Source organism: Cognatiluteimonas telluris, assembly GCF_011320095.1.
GTDB classification, from domain to species: Bacteria; Pseudomonadota; Gammaproteobacteria; order Xanthomonadales; family Xanthomonadaceae; genus Cognatiluteimonas; species Cognatiluteimonas telluris.
Window position 1 is genome coordinate 26507 of the sequence record NZ_JAANOY010000011.1, and the last position, 16733, is coordinate 43239.

The following is a 16733-nucleotide window of genomic DNA, read 5'->3' on the forward strand; positions in this document are numbered from 1 at the left end:
CCGCAGCAGTGTCCGCCAGGCCAGCCCCTCCGACCCCCGCTCCCGCGGTCGACGCCACGCCGCCGCCGGCCGCGCTCGAACTCGAGCGCTTCCTGCCCTATCGCCTGAGCGTGCTGTCCAACCGCATCAGCGGCGCGATCGCGCGCGAGTATTCGCAACGTTTCGCGCTGGGGGTGACCGAGTGGCGGGTGATGGCGGTGCTCGGCCGCTATCCCGACCTGTCGGCGGGTGAAGTGGCCCAGCGCACCGCGATGGACAAGGTCGCGGTCAGCCGCGCCGTCGCCAGCCTGCTGGACGCCGGGCGGATCGAACGCGATGTCCACGATGGCGATCGCCGGCGCTCGGTGCTGCGGCTGTCGCCGGCCGGGCACCTGATCTACGCAGAAGTCGCGCCGCTGGCGCTGGCCTTCGAGCGCAACCTGCTCGGCGACATGGCGGCGGCCGAGCGGGCGTTGCTGTTCCGCCTGCTCGACCGGCTGGACGAACTCGAACTCAGGGCCGAAGCCGACGCCCCGCCCTGAGCCCCTCGCTTACTTCACGCCGTGCATCAGGCGGTTGATCAGCGGCGCGATGAGGAACAGCAGCACGCCGGCGCCGAGCAGCGCCCAGAAGCCGAAGGTGTAGCCGGCCTGCGCCGAGGCCACCGTCATGCCGCTCTCGCCGCTGACGTGGCCGGCGAAGATGCCCGACAGGTTGTTGCCGATCGCGGTGGACAAGAACCAGCCGCCCATCGCCAGGCCGACCACCCGCAGCGGTGCGAGCTTGGTGACCATCGACAGGCCGATCGGCGACAGGCACAGCTCGCCGGCGGTCTGGATCACGTAGACCATGAACAGCGTCCAGAACGGGATCGTGTGGCTCGCCGGATCGACCAGGCTGGACAGCGCGAACATCAGCAGCAGGAAGGCCAGGCCGTTGAGGATCAGGCCGATGCCGAACTTGCGCGGGATCGACGGATTGGCGCGCCCCAGGCGCATCCACAGCCAGGCGAACAGCGGCGCCAGCACCAGGATCGCGATCGGGTTGACCGACTGGAACCAGCCGACCTGGAATTCCCAGCCGCCCAGGTCGCGGTTGACGATGTTCTGCGCCAGGAAGTTGAACGAACTGCCGGCCTGCTCGAAGAACATCCAGAACAGCACGTTGAACACGAAGATGATCAGCATCGCCAGCGAGCGGTCGCGGCTGACCTTGCCTTCCCGGACGCCTTCGACCAGCACCATCACGCACAGCCCGACGAACAGCGCGGCGAGGATCCACAGCACGATGCTGGCGTCGATCGACATCAGGAAGTAGACCACCGGGATCGCCACCAGCACGCCCACCACGACGGCAAGCACGCGGCCGATGCCCTCGGCGCCGGCGGGCGGGCGGCCGATGCCGCCCAGCTGGCGGCGGCCGAACCAGAACCACACGGTCGAGACCAGCATGCCGATGCCGGCGGCGAGGAACACCGCCTTGTAGGCCGGCATCGCGGGGCTGGCGAATTTCTCGGCCAGGATCCCGGTGATGATCGGGGCGACGAACGCGCCGGCATTGATGCCCATGTAGAAGATGGTGAAGCCCGAGTCGCGGCGCGCGTCCGACTGCGCGTACAGCTGGCCCACCTGCGCCGAGATGTTGGGCTTGAACAGGCCGTTGCCGACGATGATCGTGGCAAGTCCGAGCAGGAACATGCCCTGGCTCGGCACCATGATCGTGAAGTAACCCAGCGCCGAGACCACCGCGCCGAGCAGGATCGAGCGCTGGTAGCCGATGATGCGGTCGGCGACATAGCCGCCGAAGATCGCGGTCGCATACACCAGCGCGAGGAACGCGCCGTAGGTGCGGCTGGCGTAGGCCTGGCCCGAGGCGTCGCCGGCGAAGAACTGCGCGACGATGTACAGCGTCAGCGCCCAGCGCATGCCGTAGAAGGCGAAGCGCTCCCAGAACTCGGTCATGAACAGCATCCACAACGGACGCGGATGGCCGAGCACCTGCGGGAAGCTGGGGATGCCGTCGGCGGACGACGGTCGCGTCAGCGGCGGTCCCATCGGCTCGGCGGCGTTGGATGGCGTGGTGTTCATGCAGTCCCCTGGGCGATGGCGTGCACGTCGCACGCATCGCCCGAGGATCGCCCGCCGCATCGCGCGGCGTCAAACCGCAAAACGCTGCTGCGGTGCAGCAATCAGCTGCGCCGGAAGCGCGCCCTTGGTGGAAGCGGCTTCAGCCGCCCGCTTTCCGGCACCATCGGAGTCCGCTCATCGGCGGCGCATCCGAGGCGCGGGGCTCGCGGCTGAAGCCGCTCCCGCCGAAGCGCGAACTCGCGCAACGCTAGGCGGGCGCCGACCCCGTCCCGATCACCGTCCGCACTTCGAACAGCTCGGGGAAGAACGTCAGCTCCAGCGCCTGCTTCAGGAATCCGACGCCACTGGAGCCGCCGGTGCCGCGCTTGAAGCCGATGATCCGCATCACCGTGCGCATGTGGCGGAAGCGCCACAGCTGGAACTGCGTTTCCAGGTCCACCAGGTCCTCGCAGAGCTGGTACGCGACCCAGTGCGTGTCGCTGTCTTCGTAGATGCGCTCGAACACCGGCACCAGCGCCGGATCGAACACGTGCGGCCTGGACCAGTCCCGCGCCAGCGCGTGCGCCGGTACCGCGTGCCCGTGGCGGGCAAGGAAGGCCAGCGCCTCGTCGTAGAGGCTCGGCGATTCCAGCGCCTCGCGCAGCACTTCGCAGCCCTCGGCGTCATGGGCGAACACCTTGAGCATCCCCGCGTTCTTGTTGCCGAGCAGGAATTCCATCGTCCGGTATTGCAGTGACTGGAATCCCGACGACGGCCCGAGGATCTCGCGGAATTCCATGTACTCCGAAGGCGTCAGCGTCTCCAGCACCGACCACATGTCGGTCAGCTGGCGCAGCACGACCTTGCAGCGGGCGAAGATCTTCTGGCAGGGACCGAGCTCGTCGCGGCGCAGGTGGTCGATCGCCGCGCGCAGTTCGTGGATCATCAGCTTGATCCACAGCTCCGACACTTGGTGCTGGACGATGAACAGCATCTCGTCGTGGTGCGGCGGCTGCGACAGCGGCTGCTGCGCCGACAGCAGCCGGTCCAACCGCAGGTAGCCGCCATAGGTCATCCGGCCGGACAGGTCGGTGTGGATGCCGGCCTCGAGGGCGCGTTCGTTCTGCTCGATCGTCATGGGGCGCATTCTACGGCGAGGACCGCCGGGCCGGCCTTCAAACGCCCTGAAATGGCCACCAATGGCGCCCATCTCGCCGGCCGGAGGGCCGATTCGCTATCATGACGGGCTTCGCGAGCGCGTCCGTACCACGGCGTCCCGCGACACCCTTCCCGCGACTTCCGGCCGAACCGATGACCCTCGCCGCGCATTTCGACATCGAATACCTGCAGTACCTCGGCCCGGACGGCAAGCTCGTCGCCGACCTGCCCAAGGGCTTCGATCCCAAGACCCTGGTGCCGCTGTTCAAGCAGATGCTGTTCGTGCGGGTGTTCGACACCAAGTCGATCGCGCTGCAGCGCACCGGCAAGCTCGGCACCTACGCCGCCTGCCTCGGCCACGAGGCCACCCACATCGGCATCGGCGCCTCGATGCGGCCGGAGGACGTGTTCGCGCCGAGCTACCGCGAATACGGCGCGCAGTTCATGCGCGGCGTGCACCCGCGCGAAGTGCTGATGTACTGGGGCGGCGACGAACGCGGCAACGATTTCGAAATCCCGCGCAACGACTACCCGTGGTGCGTGCCGATCTCCACCCAGTGCCTGATGGCGGCTGGCGCGGCGCTGTCGTTCAAGCTGCGCAAGCAGCCGCGGATCGCGGTGGCCACCTGCGGCGACGGCGGTTCGTCGAAGACCGACTTCTACGCCGCGGTCAATTCCGCCGGCGCCTACAAGCTGCCGCTGGTGCTGTGCGTGATCAACAACGGCTGGGCAATCTCGGTGCCGCGCGCATCGCAGACCGGCGCCGAGACGCTGGCGCAGAAGGGCATCGCCGGCGGCCTCAACTGCCTGCAGGTCGACGGCAACGACCTCATCGCCGTGCTCGAGGCGATGCGCCGCGCCGGCGCACGCGCGCGCAGCGGCGAGGGTGGCAGCGTGATCGAGTTCATGACCTACCGCCTGCACGACCACACCACCGCCGACGACGCCCGCCGCTACCGCGGCGAGGACGAGGTCAAGGCCGGCTGGACGCGCGAGCCGATGCTGCGCCTGCGCAGCTTCCTCACCAGCAAGAAGCTGTGGGACGAAGCGCAGGAGAAAGCCTGGCTGGAGGAATGCGGCAAAAAGGTCGACGTCGAGATCAACGCCTACCTGGAGTGCAAGGTGCAGCCGGTCGAAGCCATGTTCGATTACCTCTACGCCGATCCGCCGCCGGACCTGCTCGCGCAACGAGCCGCGGCGATTGCCCTGGAGAAGCGCAATGGCTGATCAGAAAATCGCTGCAGCAACCAATGCGCCCGCCGCGATCACCCTGATCGAGGCGATCACCCAGGCGCTGGCTTACGAGATGCGCCACGACGACAGCGTCGTCGTGCTGGGCGAGGACGTCGGCGTCAACGGCGGCGTGTTCCGCGCCACTGCCGGCCTCTCGGCGATGTTCGGTACCGAGCGCGTGCTCGACACGCCGCTGGACGAAACCACGATCGCGGGCCTCACCGTCGGCATGGCCTCGCAGGGCATGAAGCCGGTCGCCGAAGCGCAGTTCGACGGCTTCATGTACCCGATGGTCGACTTCATCGTCTGCCATGCCGCGCGCATGCGCTACCGCACCCGCGGCCGCCTGAGCTGCCCGATGGTGCTGCGCGTGCCGTGGGGCGGCGGCATCCGCGCGCCGGAGCACCACAGCGAAGCCAACGAATCGATCTTCACCAACGTGCCCGGTTTGCGCGTGGTGATGCCATCCTCGCCGGCGCGCGCCTACGGCATGCTGCTGGCCGCGATCCGCGAGCCGGACCCGGTGGTGTTCTTCGAGCCCAAGCGCATCTACCGCCAGTACAAGGAAGTGGTCGCCGACGACGGCGAGGCGCTGCCGCTGGACGTGTGCTACGTGCTGCGCGACGGCCGCGACGTGACGCTGGTGACGTGGGGTGCGCAGGTCAAGGAAACCCTGGAAGCGGCCGACGCGCTGGCGAAGGAAGGCATCCAGGCCGAAGTCATCGACGTCGCCACGCTCAAGCCGCTGGACTTCGCCACCATTGCCGAGTCGGTGTCCAAGACCGGGCGCTGCGTGATCGTGCATGAAGCGGCCAAGACCGCCGGCTTCGGCGCCGAGATCGCCGCACGCCTGGCCGAGGAATCGATGTACGACCTCGTCGCGCCGGTCGAGCGCGTCACCGGCTACGACACCCATATCCCGCTGTTCCGGCTGGAGATGAAGTACCTGCCGAGCGTGGACAAGATCGTCGCTGCCGCGAAACGCGCGGTCGCGCAGTCGTAGGGCGGGCCCAGGCCCGCCGCTGCCCGCACAGACCTTCGACAAACCACGGTGGGCCAAGGCCCACCCTACGGAAGACACGCACATGGCGAACAAGAAGTTCCTCCTGCCCGACCTCGGCGAAGGCCTGCCGGACGCGACCATCGTCGAGTGGTTCGTCAAGGTCGGCGACACGATCAAACTCGACGACAACCTCGTCTCGATGGAAACCGCCAAGGCCGTGGTCGAAGTGCCCTCGCCGGTCTCGGGCAAGGTGCTCAGGCTCGCCGGCGCCGCGGGTGACGTGATCGTCACCGGCAGCATGCTCGCCGAATTCGAGATCGACCCCTCGATGCCGCAGCGCGCCGAAGGCCAGGACACCGGCCACCACCACGGCGGCGCCGCGCCGGCGATGGACGATGAGACCCACGGCGGCGCGGGCACCGATGCGCCATCGAACAACGGGCACCAGGTCATCGCGTCGGACGAAGGCGGCACCATCAGTGATGCCGGCACGCCGGCACCCAAGGGCGAGAAGCGCGACGACGCCGGCACCGTGGTCGGCGCGATGCAGTCCTCCGATACCGTGCGCAGCGAAGCCGCGGTCGCGGTCGGCGGCGTCAAGGCGATGCCCGCGGTGCGCGCGCTGGCGCGCAAGCTCGGTGTCGACGTCGCCCGCGTGCGTGCGACGGGCGCCGAGGGCGTGGTGACCATGGACGACGTCAAGCGCGCCGCGGCCGATGGCTCGGCCAAAGCCGGCGCCGCGCCCGCCCAGCGCGTGGTGTCGCTGCAGGTGCAGGACACACCGGCGGCGAACGCCCAGCGCACGCCGATGTCGGCGGCCGGCCGCCCGATGCGCACCCAATCGCCGGCCGCGCAGCAGGCCAGCGGCCAGCCCGAGCAGCTCAAGGGCGTGCGCCGCAACATGGCGCGGGTCATGGCCGACGCGCACGCCAAGGTCGTGCCGACGACGCTGGTCGACGACGCCGACCTGCATGCGTGGATCGGCAAGCAGGACATCACCGCGCGCCTGATCCGCTCGATCGTCGCCGCGTGCAAGGCCGTGCCTGCGCTCAACGCCTGGTTCGACGGCGACAAGCTCGTGCGCACGCTGCATCCGCATGTCGACATCGGCATCGCGGTCGACACCGACGACGGCCTGTTCGTCCCGGCGTTGCGCAATGCCGACATGCTCGACGCCAACGGCGTGCGCGGCGCGATCCAGCGCCTGCGCGCGCAGGTCGAGGACCGCAGCATCCCGGCGTCCGAGCTCAGCGGCTACACGATCTCGCTGTCGAACTTCGGCATGTTCGCCGGCCGCTACGCAACGCCGGTGGTGGTGCCGCCGACGGTCGCGATCATCGGCGCCGGCAAGCTCTGCCACGACGTCGTCGCGGTGATGGGCGGCATCGAAGTCCACCGCCGCATGCCGATCTCGCTGACCTTCGACCATCGCGCCGCAACCGGCGGCGAGGCGGCGCGCTTCCTGAAGGCGTTGCTGGACGACCTGGCGCGCCCGAACTGATCCGCAGTCACGTAGCCCGGGTAAGCGCAGCGCACCCGGGACCGGTTGCACAGGCGTCGAGCGTGCGGCCGCTGCCCTTCTCCAAGCTACGGAAATCCGCGGCCGTGACTCAGCGTCGGCGCAGCCACGCCCGGCGCACGAAGAGCGCGATCACCAGGACCGCCAGGAACACCGCGTAGCCGGCGGACGTCGCCAGGATCTGCGGCCACATCAGGCCATGGCGGCGATCGGCGAAGCCATGCGCCCAATGCAGGGTCCACACAAACGCCGCGACGCCGATCGCCAACGCGCAGGCATCGAACAGCCGGCGCGCGCCGTCGCGTGGCTGGCGCGGGTACACCCAGTACAGCCCCGCCAGGATCAGGAACCAAGGCGCGAACAGCAGCAGCGCCAAGTCCGGTTGCGAAGCCAGGTTCACTTTGCCTCCGCGGCCGCGCGCAGTGCGGACAGCGCCGCATCGATCTCGTCGACGCCCACATCGTTGCCCGGCACGACGCTTGCATCGGCAGCATCGAACGCGCCGCGCTTCAGCGCCGCGATCCGCGCGCCGGCGTCCTTGGGCGAATCGAAACCCGTGCTCTGCAGCAGCACGTGCTCGCCGTCGACGAGCTTGAAGTAGAACTTCCCGTCGGCCTCGCGGTACTGCTTGAACACCGGCAGCGGCGCCGATGCCGGCTTGCCCGCCTTCGCACCGGATGCGCGCGCACCCAGGTCGCGCAGCCCCACCGCCTCGCGCAACGCGCGCAACCGCGGCACCGCGTAGCGCTCGCGCAAGCGCCGGGCACCGTCGCGCAACTGCTGCTCGATCGTTTCCGGATGCGCGACCAGCGCCTCGTAGCGCTCGCGCATCGGCGCGACCTCGCTGTCGATGCGCTCGAACAGGCGCTGCTTCGCCTCGCCCCAGCCGATGCCGTCGGCGAAGGCCTGGCGCATCGCGTCGGTTTCCTGCGCCGATGCGAACGCCTGGTACAGCTGGAACAATGCCGAGCCTTCGGTGTCCTTCGCCTCGCCCGGTGCACGCGAGTCGGTGACGATCGAATAGATCAGCTTCTTCAGCTGCTCGCGCGGCGCGAACAGCGGGATGGTGTTGTCGTAGCTCTTGCTCATCTTGCGGCCGTCCAGGCCCGGCAGCGTCGCCACCTGCGCCTCGATCACCGCTTCGGGCAACACGAAGTGTCCTTCGCCATACAGATGGTTGAAGCGCTGCGCGAAGTCGCGCGCCATCTCGATGTGCTGCACCTGGTCGCGCCCGACCGGCACCTGGTTGGCGTCGAACAGCAGGATGTCGGCCGCCATCAGCACCGGGTACATGAACAGGCCGGCGTTGATGCCGGTATCGTCGTCCTCGCCTTCGCCGCGATTGCGATCCACCGCCGCCTTGTAGGCGTGCGCGCGGTTGAGCAGGCCCTTGCCGGCGATGCAGGTCAGCAGCCACGTGAGCTCGGGAATCTCGGGAACGTCGGACTGGCGGTAGAACCACACCTGCGCCGGGTCCAGCCCGCAGGCCAGCCACGCCGCGGCGATCTCCAGCGTCGAGCGCTGCACGCGGGCGGGTTCGTGCACCTTCACCAGCGCGTGGTAGTCGGCCAGGAAGTAGAAGCTTTCGACACCCGGGCGACGGCTGGCCGCCAGCGCCGGGCGGATCGCGCCGACGTAGTTGCCCAGGTGCGGGGTTCCCGAGGTGGTGATGCCGGTGAGGACGCGGGTCGGGGTCATAAGGCGTGCGGCGGGTCGCGGCTCGGAACGCGCAAGTTTACCCGCGCCAACCCCACCGGCCGGCGCGGTGCGTTGGCAGCGGGGCCCCTCGACCCGGAGACACCCCATGTTGCGCAATGTCCTGATGCTCACCGCGGCGCTGGTCGCCGCCAGCGCCAGCGGCCCACTCGCCGCGCACCCGCTGCATGCGCGTCCGCTGGTCCAGCTGGCCGTGCTGGATCGCGACAGCGGCCAATGGCTGCCCGAATACCCCTATCGCGGCGATCGCTGGGTGGCCGGCACGCCCGGCCATCGCTACGCCGTGCGCCTGACCAATACCAGCGACGAGCGCGTGCTCGTCGTGTTGTCGGTGGACGGCGTCAACGCCGTCAGCGGCGAAACCGCCGATCCTTCGCAGGCCGGCTACGTGCTCGCGCCCTGGCAGAGCACCGAGGTCGAAGGCTGGCGCAAATCGCTCGACGATGTCGCGCAGTTCGTGTTCACCGACCTGCCCGATTCCTACGCCGCGCGCACCGGGCGGCCGGACAATGTCGGGGTGCTCGGCATCGCGGTGTTCCGCGAGGCTCGTCCGCTGCCGCCACCACCGCCGGTCGCGCCGATGCTGCGCGAGGATGCGCGCGGCGCGCTGGCACGCAACCAGGCCAAGGCCGCCGCGCCGACGGCGGCGGATGCCGCTGTCGAACTGCCGCAACGGCTGGGCACTGGCCACGGCGATCGCGAATGGTCGCCGGTGCAGCACACGCAGTTCGTGCGCGCCAGCATGCGACCGGACCAGGTGCTGCAGCTGCGCTACGACGACATCGACGCGCTCGCCGCGGCGGGCATCGTGCCGCGGCCGCTACCGCCATGGCGTGCGTCGGGGCCGGCACCGCAGGCGTTCCCGGGCGGCTTCGTGCCGGATCCGCCGAACGGATGAGCCTGCACCGAGCGCGCCCGCGCAGGGCGCGCGTTCGGTCCGTGCACAAAGAAGCGGGCCGGAGCGCTGGCTCCGGCCCGCATGCTTCCCTGCCGACGCATCCTTTACGTCATGCCTGTGCCGCAGGTATCAGCACTTGCCGTCCTTGCAATCCTGGGCCTTGTCGGTGACCTTCTCGCCGACTTTCTGCACGTCCTTGCCCGCACCGGCCATGGTGTTGCAGGCCGTCAGCGTCGCGGTGGAAAACGCCGCCATCATCATCAGGACGATCAAACGCTTCATCGGGTCTCTCCTTCACTCGTGTGGGGTGGCCCGTCATGGGCCGCCCGTGCATCAAACGCAGGCGGCCGTGAAGCCGGTGTGGAATGCGCCACGCCATCGATGGCCGCGGCTGGAAGCGTTCAGCATCGCCGAGGCGGCGCCGGCGCGCGGGCGCCCCTGGCCACTCAGCGCGCGTGGGACGCCAGCGTCAGCCCGATCAACCGCGACACCACCGCGGCGATGTAACCCACGCCGGCGAACTGCTCCAGCATCACCAGCACCCGCGCCACCGGACCGACCGCGATCACGTCGCCGCTGCCGGTCGCGGAGAGATTGCTGAAGCTCATGGACAACAGCTCCACCCAGCTGCGCGCGCGTTCCGGCTCCAATCCAGTGAAGCTTCCCGGAACCCATGCCTGGCAGGCGAAGTACGCGTAGGCAAAGCCCCACGCGAGCAGGGTGAAGGCCGCACCCGCGGCGAACAGCTCGTCGGCGGTGACCAGCAGGTCGCGCAGCATGTAGTGGATCAGGCTGCCGGCGGCATAGAAATACAGCAGCGCTTCCAGCGACGCCGACCATCGGAACAGGCGCGCATGCCCGGTCAGCACGCCCATCACCGTCAACGCGATCGCCGGCACTGCCAGCGCCCATGCGATTTTCGTGACCGAACGACTGCGATTGACCACCAGCACCGTCAGTGGAATCACCACCAGCGCCACCGCACCGAACAACAGCCGCCCGCCCTGGGTGTTGTCCATCGATGGATACAGCACCAGGCTGAGCAGTTGCGCGGCGAGCAGGAAGGCCGACGGGTGGCGGCGTGGCATCAGCGAAAACAGGCGCGGGAAGACGGTCGGCATCGGCGCAATCTAGCGCGATGCGGTTGCGGTGGTGCGAAGGGTGCGACGGAATGGCGCGCCGACGCGCCGGGCCCTTGCGCCCCCCGGGGAGCGGGCGGCGTGGTCGACCGGGAGTGATGGGTGTCTGCGGCCGCGCCACCGCACCGGCATCGACCGATGCGCGCCTTCGACACTGGCGCACATGGAGGATCGGTGGCTTCGTCGCGGCGCCGCAGCTTGCGAACGGCGATCGCCCTTGGCCCGCCCGTCACGGCCGATGGTGCAAACACGCCGGAATGATCCGAACGCGCGCCCCGACGCCACGCCCCCGGACGCCACGCCTCCTGCTGCCTGCCTGTGCGCTGGCGATCGCGGGTGCCCTCGCCGCCTGTGCGAGCCACCCCGCCGCGCCGGAGCCGGTCATCGCCGCGCCGACGGAGACGCGCGGGCAGTTCACGCTGCATGCCGCGCCGCTGGACACCTGGAACGCCGTCGGCGACATCCTCGTGCGCACGCCGACCGCGAGCTACGACAGCCGCTCGCGGATGATGGGTCTGTACTCGCTGCGCTACCGCGACCAGCCGCTGCTGATCCTGGTGCAGCCGTTGCTGCTGTCGGACACCGTGCATGAGCTGACCACGCAGGTGACGGCGCGCACGCCGGGGGGCGCGCCGATCGACAGCGACATCGCCGCGCAGCTGCTCGCGATCCTGCAACGCGAACTCCCCGCCGAGATCGAACGCGTGCACGCGCGGCAGGCGGCCGAGGAGGCGGCGGCCGCGGCAGCCGCGCGCAAGGGGAAAGCGCACAAGGCAAAAACCAACAAGGCAAAGCCGAAGCGCAGATAGTGCGCGGTCGCACCATCGCGGTCGCACCATCGCGGTCGCACCATCGCGGTCGCACCATCGCGGTCGCACCATCGCGGTCGCTTGCCGACGCGATCGAGCCGAGGCCCCCCGCGCACTGCACGCCCGCTTCATTACCGCCACACACGCCGCAGGCAGGCTGTCGCCGACGGCCGCCATGGCGCGGCCACGATCAGGAGCCTGCATGAAAACGAACCGTGGCCGGGTGCTGCAACGCATCCTGTCTGCGTGCGCGATCGCGGTCGGCGTCGTGCTGATGGCCGGGAAGATCCATGCCGATGGCGAGCCGGGTGCGATCCCGCTGCTGCTGGTCGTTCTGGGCACCGCCTGGCATGTCGGGGGGCGTTGGCGCGGCCGCTCGCGGCGGCCTTCCCAGCCGGTGCCGGCGGCACAGCGTCCGTCTGGTGGTGACGACCGCTAGAACGCGCGGCGGCGCAGCCCCGCTCACCGGTGAGGCCGGCACGCGGGCTTCATCGCCGCTTGCAGCGACCCCGACTAGGATCGGCCGTCCTTGGCGGGTGGAACGCTGGAGTGGACGTGTCGGCCGCGCGATGCAGCGCGAGCCAGGCCCGCCACGGCGCTTCCCCCGCCCCGTCGACAGGGAAGCGCCATGGATGCGACTGCGCGTGCCGGGTTACGAAACGCCTCGCTGGTGGTCGCAGCGCCCCTGCACCTGGCCGTGCTCGAGTTGTTTCATCCCCACGCCGGGAACGTGCTGCAACTGGATGTCGACCGCTGGTTGTTCGTGCACTACGCGCAGATTCCATTGTTTCCATTGGCTGCGATCGCCGTCGCCGCATTGCTGCACGGCCGCCGCGACCTGGCGTCGATCGCCAGCCGCGTGGCGTTGTTCGTGTTCGCGGTCAGTTTCATCGCCTTCGATACCGCCGCCGGGCTGGTCGTGGGCCTGCTCGTCCAGGCCGCCCATGCCTCCGGCGATGCGCCGGCGTGGCGCGATGCCATCGATGTCATCTGGCGGCACCCCGTTGTCGGCGGCGTGCGCGATGGCGGCACGCCATCGCTGTCCTCCATCGGCGCACTCGCGCTGGGGCTGGCCACCCTCACCGCCGCGATTTCGCTGCGCCGTGCCGGGCGCCCGTGGCCGCCGGTCCTGCTGCTGGCGATCTCCGGCTGGGGCCTGGAGGTCTTCAATACCCACGCCTGGCCCGGCGGCCCGCTGACGTTCGGCGGCATCGCTGTGGCCGCCGGGTGGCTGCAGTGGAGCGCGGCGCGCGACGCCGCCCGTCGTGACAGCCCGGTGATACTGCAGCCACGCGCCCGCTTGGACCGCAGGAGCAACTGGCGGCCGCACGATGCGCATGCCGCCCATGCGCGCCCGGGCCCAGAGCGGCGGCCAGGCTCGGTCTCCCTCCGCGACCGCTTGCCCTGAACGCCGTCTTCGCGCTGACGCGGGGTCGGCTGCGCGTGGTGCCCCGTCGGCATCGCGGCCACCGTCGGCTCAGGTGTCTTCTTCCGATTGCACGCGGGCGTGCACGTCACCATCGGCATCGATCGCCAGCTCGACCGTGATCGGCCGGCAGCAGACGTGGCAATCCTCGATGTAGCGCTGCGGTCCGGCGCTGGCGTCCAGCGCCAGGGTGATGACTTCGCCGCAATAGGGGCACTCGACATCCTGGGTGGACAGCATGGCGACCTCGCGCGATGGGCTGGAAAGCATTCAGCCCTGCAGCGCACCGGACCGCAAGAGCCAGCCCAGCAAGGCCCAACTGCCGAGCACAGTCATCCAGAACACCGCCTGGAACGCCGCCTTGCTCGACTTGTGGCGGAACAGTCCCTGCGCCAGCAAGGCCCCCGGTCAACCGCCCAGCAACGCGACCATGTGCCATGTGTTTTCCGGCGTGCGCCGCCGCCCGCGTTCGGCCGCCGCCTTGTCGAAGGGGTACAGCGCGATCGCCACGACGCTCATGGCGACATAAGCGAAGACGACTTCGACCGGCAGCTTGTGCAGCAGCCCGGCCGCGCAACGCATCGACCTGCCGGACCAGCACATCCCCGCGCCGATCCCGCAGCGTGACGGTGAAGAAGAACGTACCGCCATCCACGCGATTGCGTCGATATCCCACCATCCCTGATGTCCTCGGCATCCATCCGGTCGTTGCATCCGTAGCCCAGGCAAGACCGAAGTCGCACCCGGGTTGATCGTCGCGGGAAGCGCCCCGGGTGCGCTGCGCTTGCCCGGGCTACGCTGACTTCGGACATCGCACGATGACGCGCCCGTCATCGCCCGGCGCCTACCACTGCACCTAGCGCCCGGCATGTCGACGCGGCCGAGCGGACAGGATCGAACGATGACGCAGCCGGGGACCCCCGATGACCGTGAAGCGATGGCTGTTGGCCGCCTCGATGGTCGTCATGACATGGGCGAGCGCCACGATGGCGGTTGAAGAGCCCGCCTTCCGCCAGGTGCTGCGGGACGGCGATTTCGACATACGCGATTACCCCGCGCTCGTGGTCGCGGAGGTGACCGTCACGGGCGGACAGAAGGACGCCGCGAGCAAAGGCTTCAGGCTGCTCGCCGGCTACATCTTCGGTGGCAACAAGCGGCGGCAGGGCATCGCCATGACAGCCCCGGTGACGCAGCAGGCCGTCAGCGAGAAAATCGCGATGACCGCACCCGTCGCGCAGACGCAAACGGCGACTGGTGAATGGGTCGTCCGCTTCACCATGCCGAGCGCCTATTCGCTGCAGACGCTTCCGGTGCCGGACGATCCGCGGGTCCGGCTGCGATCCATGGACCCCGCCCGTTTTGCGGTCCTCCGATTCTCGGGCCTGGCGCTGCCCGGTGACGTCGAGGCGAAATCGAACGAACTGCTGGCGCAGGTGAAGTCGCGACGCCTCCGCACCATCGGCCCGGTCTCCCTGGCCCAATACAACCCGCCATGGACCTTGTGGTTCATGCGCCGCAACGAGGTCATGGTGGAGGTTGAACGCTAACCCCCGGCGTTGTCGCCTCTTGATTGCTTTTGGCGTGCGCTTCGCGCAGGGCAAGATCAAGCCTGGGGCGTTCGCGCTTCGCGCAGGGCAAGAGCAAGCCCAGGGCTTTCGCGCTTCGCGCAGGGCAAGATCAAGCCCAGGGCTTTCGCGCTTCGCGCGAGTGACTTTTGTCTTGGCAAAAGTCACCAAAACCGTTTGCTCCTGACGTCCGCCGGGACGATACAGCCGTCCCGGTGCCCTGCGCTTCTCGGCAGCAGCGGCACGGCGCCCAAACTCGCGCGCTACGCGCACTCAGACATGGGCGCCTCTACGGCCGCTCCCGCCTGCGATGCTTGGCGGCCTTTAAGTCGCAAGACAGCAAGAGCCACATCAACGTCAACGTCAACGTCAACGTCAACGTCAACGTCAACGTCAACGTCAACGTCAACGTCACGTCAACGTCAACGTCAACGTCAACGTCAAGACAGTCTCTCCAAATCTCCTTCGATGCGCGAAAAGGAAGAAGCACGCGTGTTCGCCTCGCAGCAGCCGTTACTCGTGCTTTTGCGTTTGCCGCTGCTATTGCTATTGCCGTTGCGGTTGCTTGCGCTTCAGCGACTTAAAGCGAGCCGAGCACCGGAGGTCGCGGCGGCCGAAGAGGCGCCCATGTTTGAGCGCAGCGAGTTTGGGCGCCGTGCCACCGCGGCCGAGGAGCGCAGGGCACCGCCGCAGGCGGCGAGTGTCAGGAGCGAATGGTTTTGGTTACTTTTGCCGAAACAAAAGTGACCCGCCGAAGGCGGAAGCCTTTGATCCTGGCTTCAACAAATAAGTGAACCTGACCCCCTTCTCGGAAGCCTTTGATCCTAGGCTTCACCAAGTAAGTGAACCTGACCCGTTCTCCGCCCACCACTGAAGTGAACCTGACCCCGTTCCGGCGTTGCGGTTGATTGCGCTTCAGCGACTTAAAGCGAGCCGAGCACCGGAGGCCGTGGCGGCCGAAGAGGCGCCCATGTTTGAGCGCAGCGAGTTTGGGCGCCGTGCCGTCGCGGTCGAGGAGCGCAGGGAACCGCCGCAGGCGGCGAGTGTCAGGAGCGGATGGTTTTGGTTACTTTTGCCGAAACAAAAGTGACCCGCCGAAGGCGGAAGCCTTTGATCCTAGGCTTCACCAATTAAGTGAACCTGACCCCGCTCTCCAACCCGCCTTACGCGCGTTGCGCTTGCCCGGGCTACGCTTGCTAAGCCATTTCGCGCAACACTGGCATAGCCTCGGAAAAGCCTAGTTTTATGTGTTTTACGTTGCTCTTGATCCCACTTGGAATTTCAACATCTCCAGGATCAATCAAGTGCACTACCTTGCTCCCAAGATTCCTTTCCAGGCAAGCGCTGATGTACTCATCCCGAAATGCAAAACCGATAAAAACAATCAAATCGGCCCGCTGAATTGCAGCTTCCAAATAGCTGTGTAAGAGCGAGAACGGCTCGTCTTTCGGAACACCTTTAAATCCTGGATAGATCACGCCGTGATAAGCGTGATCACCTTTGAACTCCGTACCTCCGAAAACAATCTTTCCGTGTTCTCTGAGCCAGTTGACGGAACCATGCAGTTTTGTAAGAAGGCCTGTGCCTCCGGATGGCAAGTAGTCAGGTTCAGATAACTGCCTCTTCCACACCTCAAGATTGAGTCCGCTCACAACTCCGCGGCCACGCCCATATTCAATGGGTTGGCCGGCAAAATCTGCGGCCTGCTCAATGACTAGATCGTAATTCGTCGTGACGATATCTGGCCAATAAGATTTTTCGGCGCAAATTCCCAGCATCTTTTGCCAGTTCGGCAATAAGGAATCTTGCGAAGGCAGCTTTGAATAGAATTCGTAGACTTTCGCCGCAATCTTGTTCCTTAAATCGGTTGCTACAGCGTGGGCTCTATGCGCCGTCGTAACGAATCCAGTCACGTCCTTTCCAACCCCTACGAGTCCTGGAAGCTGGTTATTCGGGAGGAACCAAGACGCTGGGTGGGTGCTTGAATTAATCGCGTTGAGATACTCGTTTAATTCTTCCAGGCACCAAAGAAGTTTTTCGACGTCCGGAGGCCCCGAGCCAAATTTCTCGGGGAGCCGGTGTGTAATTGCCTTAATTAACGAATGCTCGCGTATTTCTGACGGGAGCTTGTCGAAAAACTGCACAGTGGTCGGGTATGCATCGTGATCCACGGCATAAGACGCCCCCGCACCAGCAAAGATCAGCGCACGCCTCTTCACGAG

General features: G+C 67.6%; 20 protein-coding genes. 10 read left to right on the top strand and 10 right to left on the bottom strand.

Annotated elements, in window-relative coordinates:
* Nucleotides 1-8: 8 nt before the first annotated feature.
* Nucleotides 9-521, top strand: a complete 513-nt coding sequence (locus G7B67_RS07595; protein ID WP_166210343.1) for a MarR family winged helix-turn-helix transcriptional regulator — start codon at nucleotides 9-11, stop codon at nucleotides 519-521.
* Between the two features lie 9 nt (nucleotides 522-530).
* Here the strand turns inward: G7B67_RS07595 and G7B67_RS07600 are convergent, their stop codons facing one another.
* Nucleotides 531-2033, bottom strand: coding sequence for a peptide MFS transporter (locus tag G7B67_RS07600; RefSeq protein ID WP_243412296.1), 1503 nt, complete (start codon nucleotides 2031-2033; stop codon nucleotides 531-533).
* Nucleotides 2034-2313: 280 nt separating this feature from the next.
* Nucleotides 2314-3183 carry a tryptophan 2,3-dioxygenase gene (locus tag G7B67_RS07605; RefSeq protein ID WP_166210349.1) on the bottom strand — a complete coding sequence of 290 codons (870 nt, stop codon included), beginning with the start codon at nucleotides 3181-3183 and terminating at the stop codon, nucleotides 2314-2316.
* A 173-nt stretch (nucleotides 3184-3356) separates the two neighbouring features.
* On the opposite strand from G7B67_RS07605, the gene pdhA reads away from it, so the two are divergent.
* The 3 genes from pdhA (at nucleotide 3357) to G7B67_RS07620 (ending at nucleotide 6940) form a co-directional block, all read left to right on the top strand.
* A complete protein-coding gene (gene pdhA / locus G7B67_RS07610; RefSeq protein WP_166210352.1) occupies nucleotides 3357-4430 on the top strand; it encodes a pyruvate dehydrogenase (acetyl-transferring) E1 component subunit alpha in 1074 nt (357 codons plus the stop codon).
* Nucleotides 4423-5439, top strand: a complete 1017-nt coding sequence (locus G7B67_RS07615) for an alpha-ketoacid dehydrogenase subunit beta (RefSeq protein ID WP_166210355.1) — start codon at nucleotides 4423-4425, stop codon at nucleotides 5437-5439. Before pdhA ends, G7B67_RS07615 begins: the two co-directional genes overlap by 8 nt.
* 82 nt (nucleotides 5440-5521) lie before the next feature.
* Nucleotides 5522-6940: a dihydrolipoamide acetyltransferase family protein gene (locus tag G7B67_RS07620; protein ID WP_166210358.1), complete on the top strand. Its 1419-nt coding sequence runs from the start codon at nucleotides 5522-5524 to the stop codon at nucleotides 6938-6940.
* A gap of 109 nt (nucleotides 6941-7049) precedes the next feature.
* Here the strand turns inward: G7B67_RS07620 and G7B67_RS07625 are convergent, their stop codons facing one another.
* Nucleotides 7050-7358, bottom strand: a complete 309-nt coding sequence (locus G7B67_RS07625) for a hypothetical protein (RefSeq protein WP_243412291.1) — start codon at nucleotides 7356-7358, stop codon at nucleotides 7050-7052.
* Nucleotides 7355-8656, bottom strand: a complete 1302-nt coding sequence (locus G7B67_RS07630; RefSeq protein WP_166210361.1) for a tryptophan--tRNA ligase — start codon at nucleotides 8654-8656, stop codon at nucleotides 7355-7357. Before G7B67_RS07630 ends, G7B67_RS07625 begins: the two co-directional genes overlap by 4 nt.
* A gap of 109 nt (nucleotides 8657-8765) precedes the next feature.
* Between G7B67_RS07630 and G7B67_RS07635 the strand changes: the two genes are divergently transcribed.
* Nucleotides 8766-9572 (top strand): hypothetical protein, encoded by an 807-nt coding sequence (locus G7B67_RS07635; RefSeq protein ID WP_425482422.1) that lies wholly within the window; start codon nucleotides 8766-8768, stop codon nucleotides 9570-9572.
* A 129-nt stretch (nucleotides 9573-9701) separates the two neighbouring features.
* Here the strand turns inward: G7B67_RS07635 and G7B67_RS07640 are convergent, their stop codons facing one another.
* Nucleotides 9702-9854, bottom strand: a complete 153-nt coding sequence (locus tag G7B67_RS07640; RefSeq protein ID WP_166210367.1) for an entericidin A/B family lipoprotein — start codon at nucleotides 9852-9854, stop codon at nucleotides 9702-9704.
* Nucleotides 9855-10018: 164 nt separating this feature from the next.
* Nucleotides 10019-10693, bottom strand: coding sequence for an ion channel (locus G7B67_RS07645; RefSeq protein ID WP_166210370.1), 675 nt, complete (start codon nucleotides 10691-10693; stop codon nucleotides 10019-10021).
* 275 nt (nucleotides 10694-10968) lie between these two features.
* Between G7B67_RS07645 and G7B67_RS07650 the strand changes: the two genes are divergently transcribed.
* The 3 genes from G7B67_RS07650 (at nucleotide 10969) to G7B67_RS07660 (ending at nucleotide 12928) form a co-directional block, all read left to right on the top strand.
* Nucleotides 10969-11520, top strand: coding sequence for a hypothetical protein (locus tag G7B67_RS07650; RefSeq protein WP_166210373.1), 552 nt, complete (start codon nucleotides 10969-10971; stop codon nucleotides 11518-11520).
* Nucleotides 11521-11722: 202 nt separating this feature from the next.
* Nucleotides 11723-11959, top strand: a complete 237-nt coding sequence (locus G7B67_RS07655; protein ID WP_166210376.1) for a hypothetical protein — start codon at nucleotides 11723-11725, stop codon at nucleotides 11957-11959.
* Nucleotides 11960-12148: 189 nt separating this feature from the next.
* On the top strand, nucleotides 12149-12928 hold the full coding sequence (locus G7B67_RS07660; RefSeq protein WP_166210379.1) for a hypothetical protein: 780 nt from the start codon (nucleotides 12149-12151) through the stop codon (nucleotides 12926-12928).
* A gap of 69 nt (nucleotides 12929-12997) precedes the next feature.
* Here G7B67_RS07660 and G7B67_RS07665 read toward each other — a convergent pair whose 3' ends face one another.
* The 3 genes from G7B67_RS07665 to G7B67_RS13425 are packed head-to-tail and all read right to left on the bottom strand — an operon-like array spanning nucleotide 12998 to nucleotide 13528.
* Nucleotides 12998-13216, bottom strand: a complete 219-nt coding sequence (locus G7B67_RS07665) for a CPXCG motif-containing cysteine-rich protein (protein ID WP_243412292.1) — start codon at nucleotides 13214-13216, stop codon at nucleotides 12998-13000.
* Complete coding sequence (locus G7B67_RS13505) at nucleotides 13217-13345, bottom strand: DUF1294 domain-containing protein (protein ID WP_279303972.1); 129 nt, start codon at nucleotides 13343-13345, stop codon at nucleotides 13217-13219.
* 9 nt (nucleotides 13346-13354) lie between these two features.
* Nucleotides 13355-13528, bottom strand: a complete 174-nt coding sequence (locus G7B67_RS13425; protein WP_243412293.1) for a DUF1294 domain-containing protein — start codon at nucleotides 13526-13528, stop codon at nucleotides 13355-13357.
* A 341-nt stretch (nucleotides 13529-13869) separates the two neighbouring features.
* Here G7B67_RS13425 and G7B67_RS07675 point away from each other — a divergent pair, with 341 nt between their 5' ends.
* Nucleotides 13870-14493, top strand: a complete 624-nt coding sequence (locus G7B67_RS07675) for an SOUL family heme-binding protein (RefSeq protein ID WP_207780889.1) — start codon at nucleotides 13870-13872, stop codon at nucleotides 14491-14493.
* Nucleotides 14494-14979: 486 nt separating this feature from the next.
* Nucleotides 14980-15258 carry a hypothetical protein gene (locus G7B67_RS07680; protein WP_207780890.1) on the top strand — a complete coding sequence of 93 codons (279 nt, stop codon included), beginning with the start codon at nucleotides 14980-14982 and terminating at the stop codon, nucleotides 15256-15258.
* A 449-nt stretch (nucleotides 15259-15707) separates the two neighbouring features.
* On the opposite strand, the gene G7B67_RS07685 is transcribed toward G7B67_RS07680, so the two are convergent.
* Nucleotides 15708-16730 (bottom strand): SIR2 family protein, encoded by a 1023-nt coding sequence (locus tag G7B67_RS07685; protein ID WP_166210382.1) that lies wholly within the window; start codon nucleotides 16728-16730, stop codon nucleotides 15708-15710.
* Nucleotides 16731-16733 lie beyond the last annotated feature (3 nt).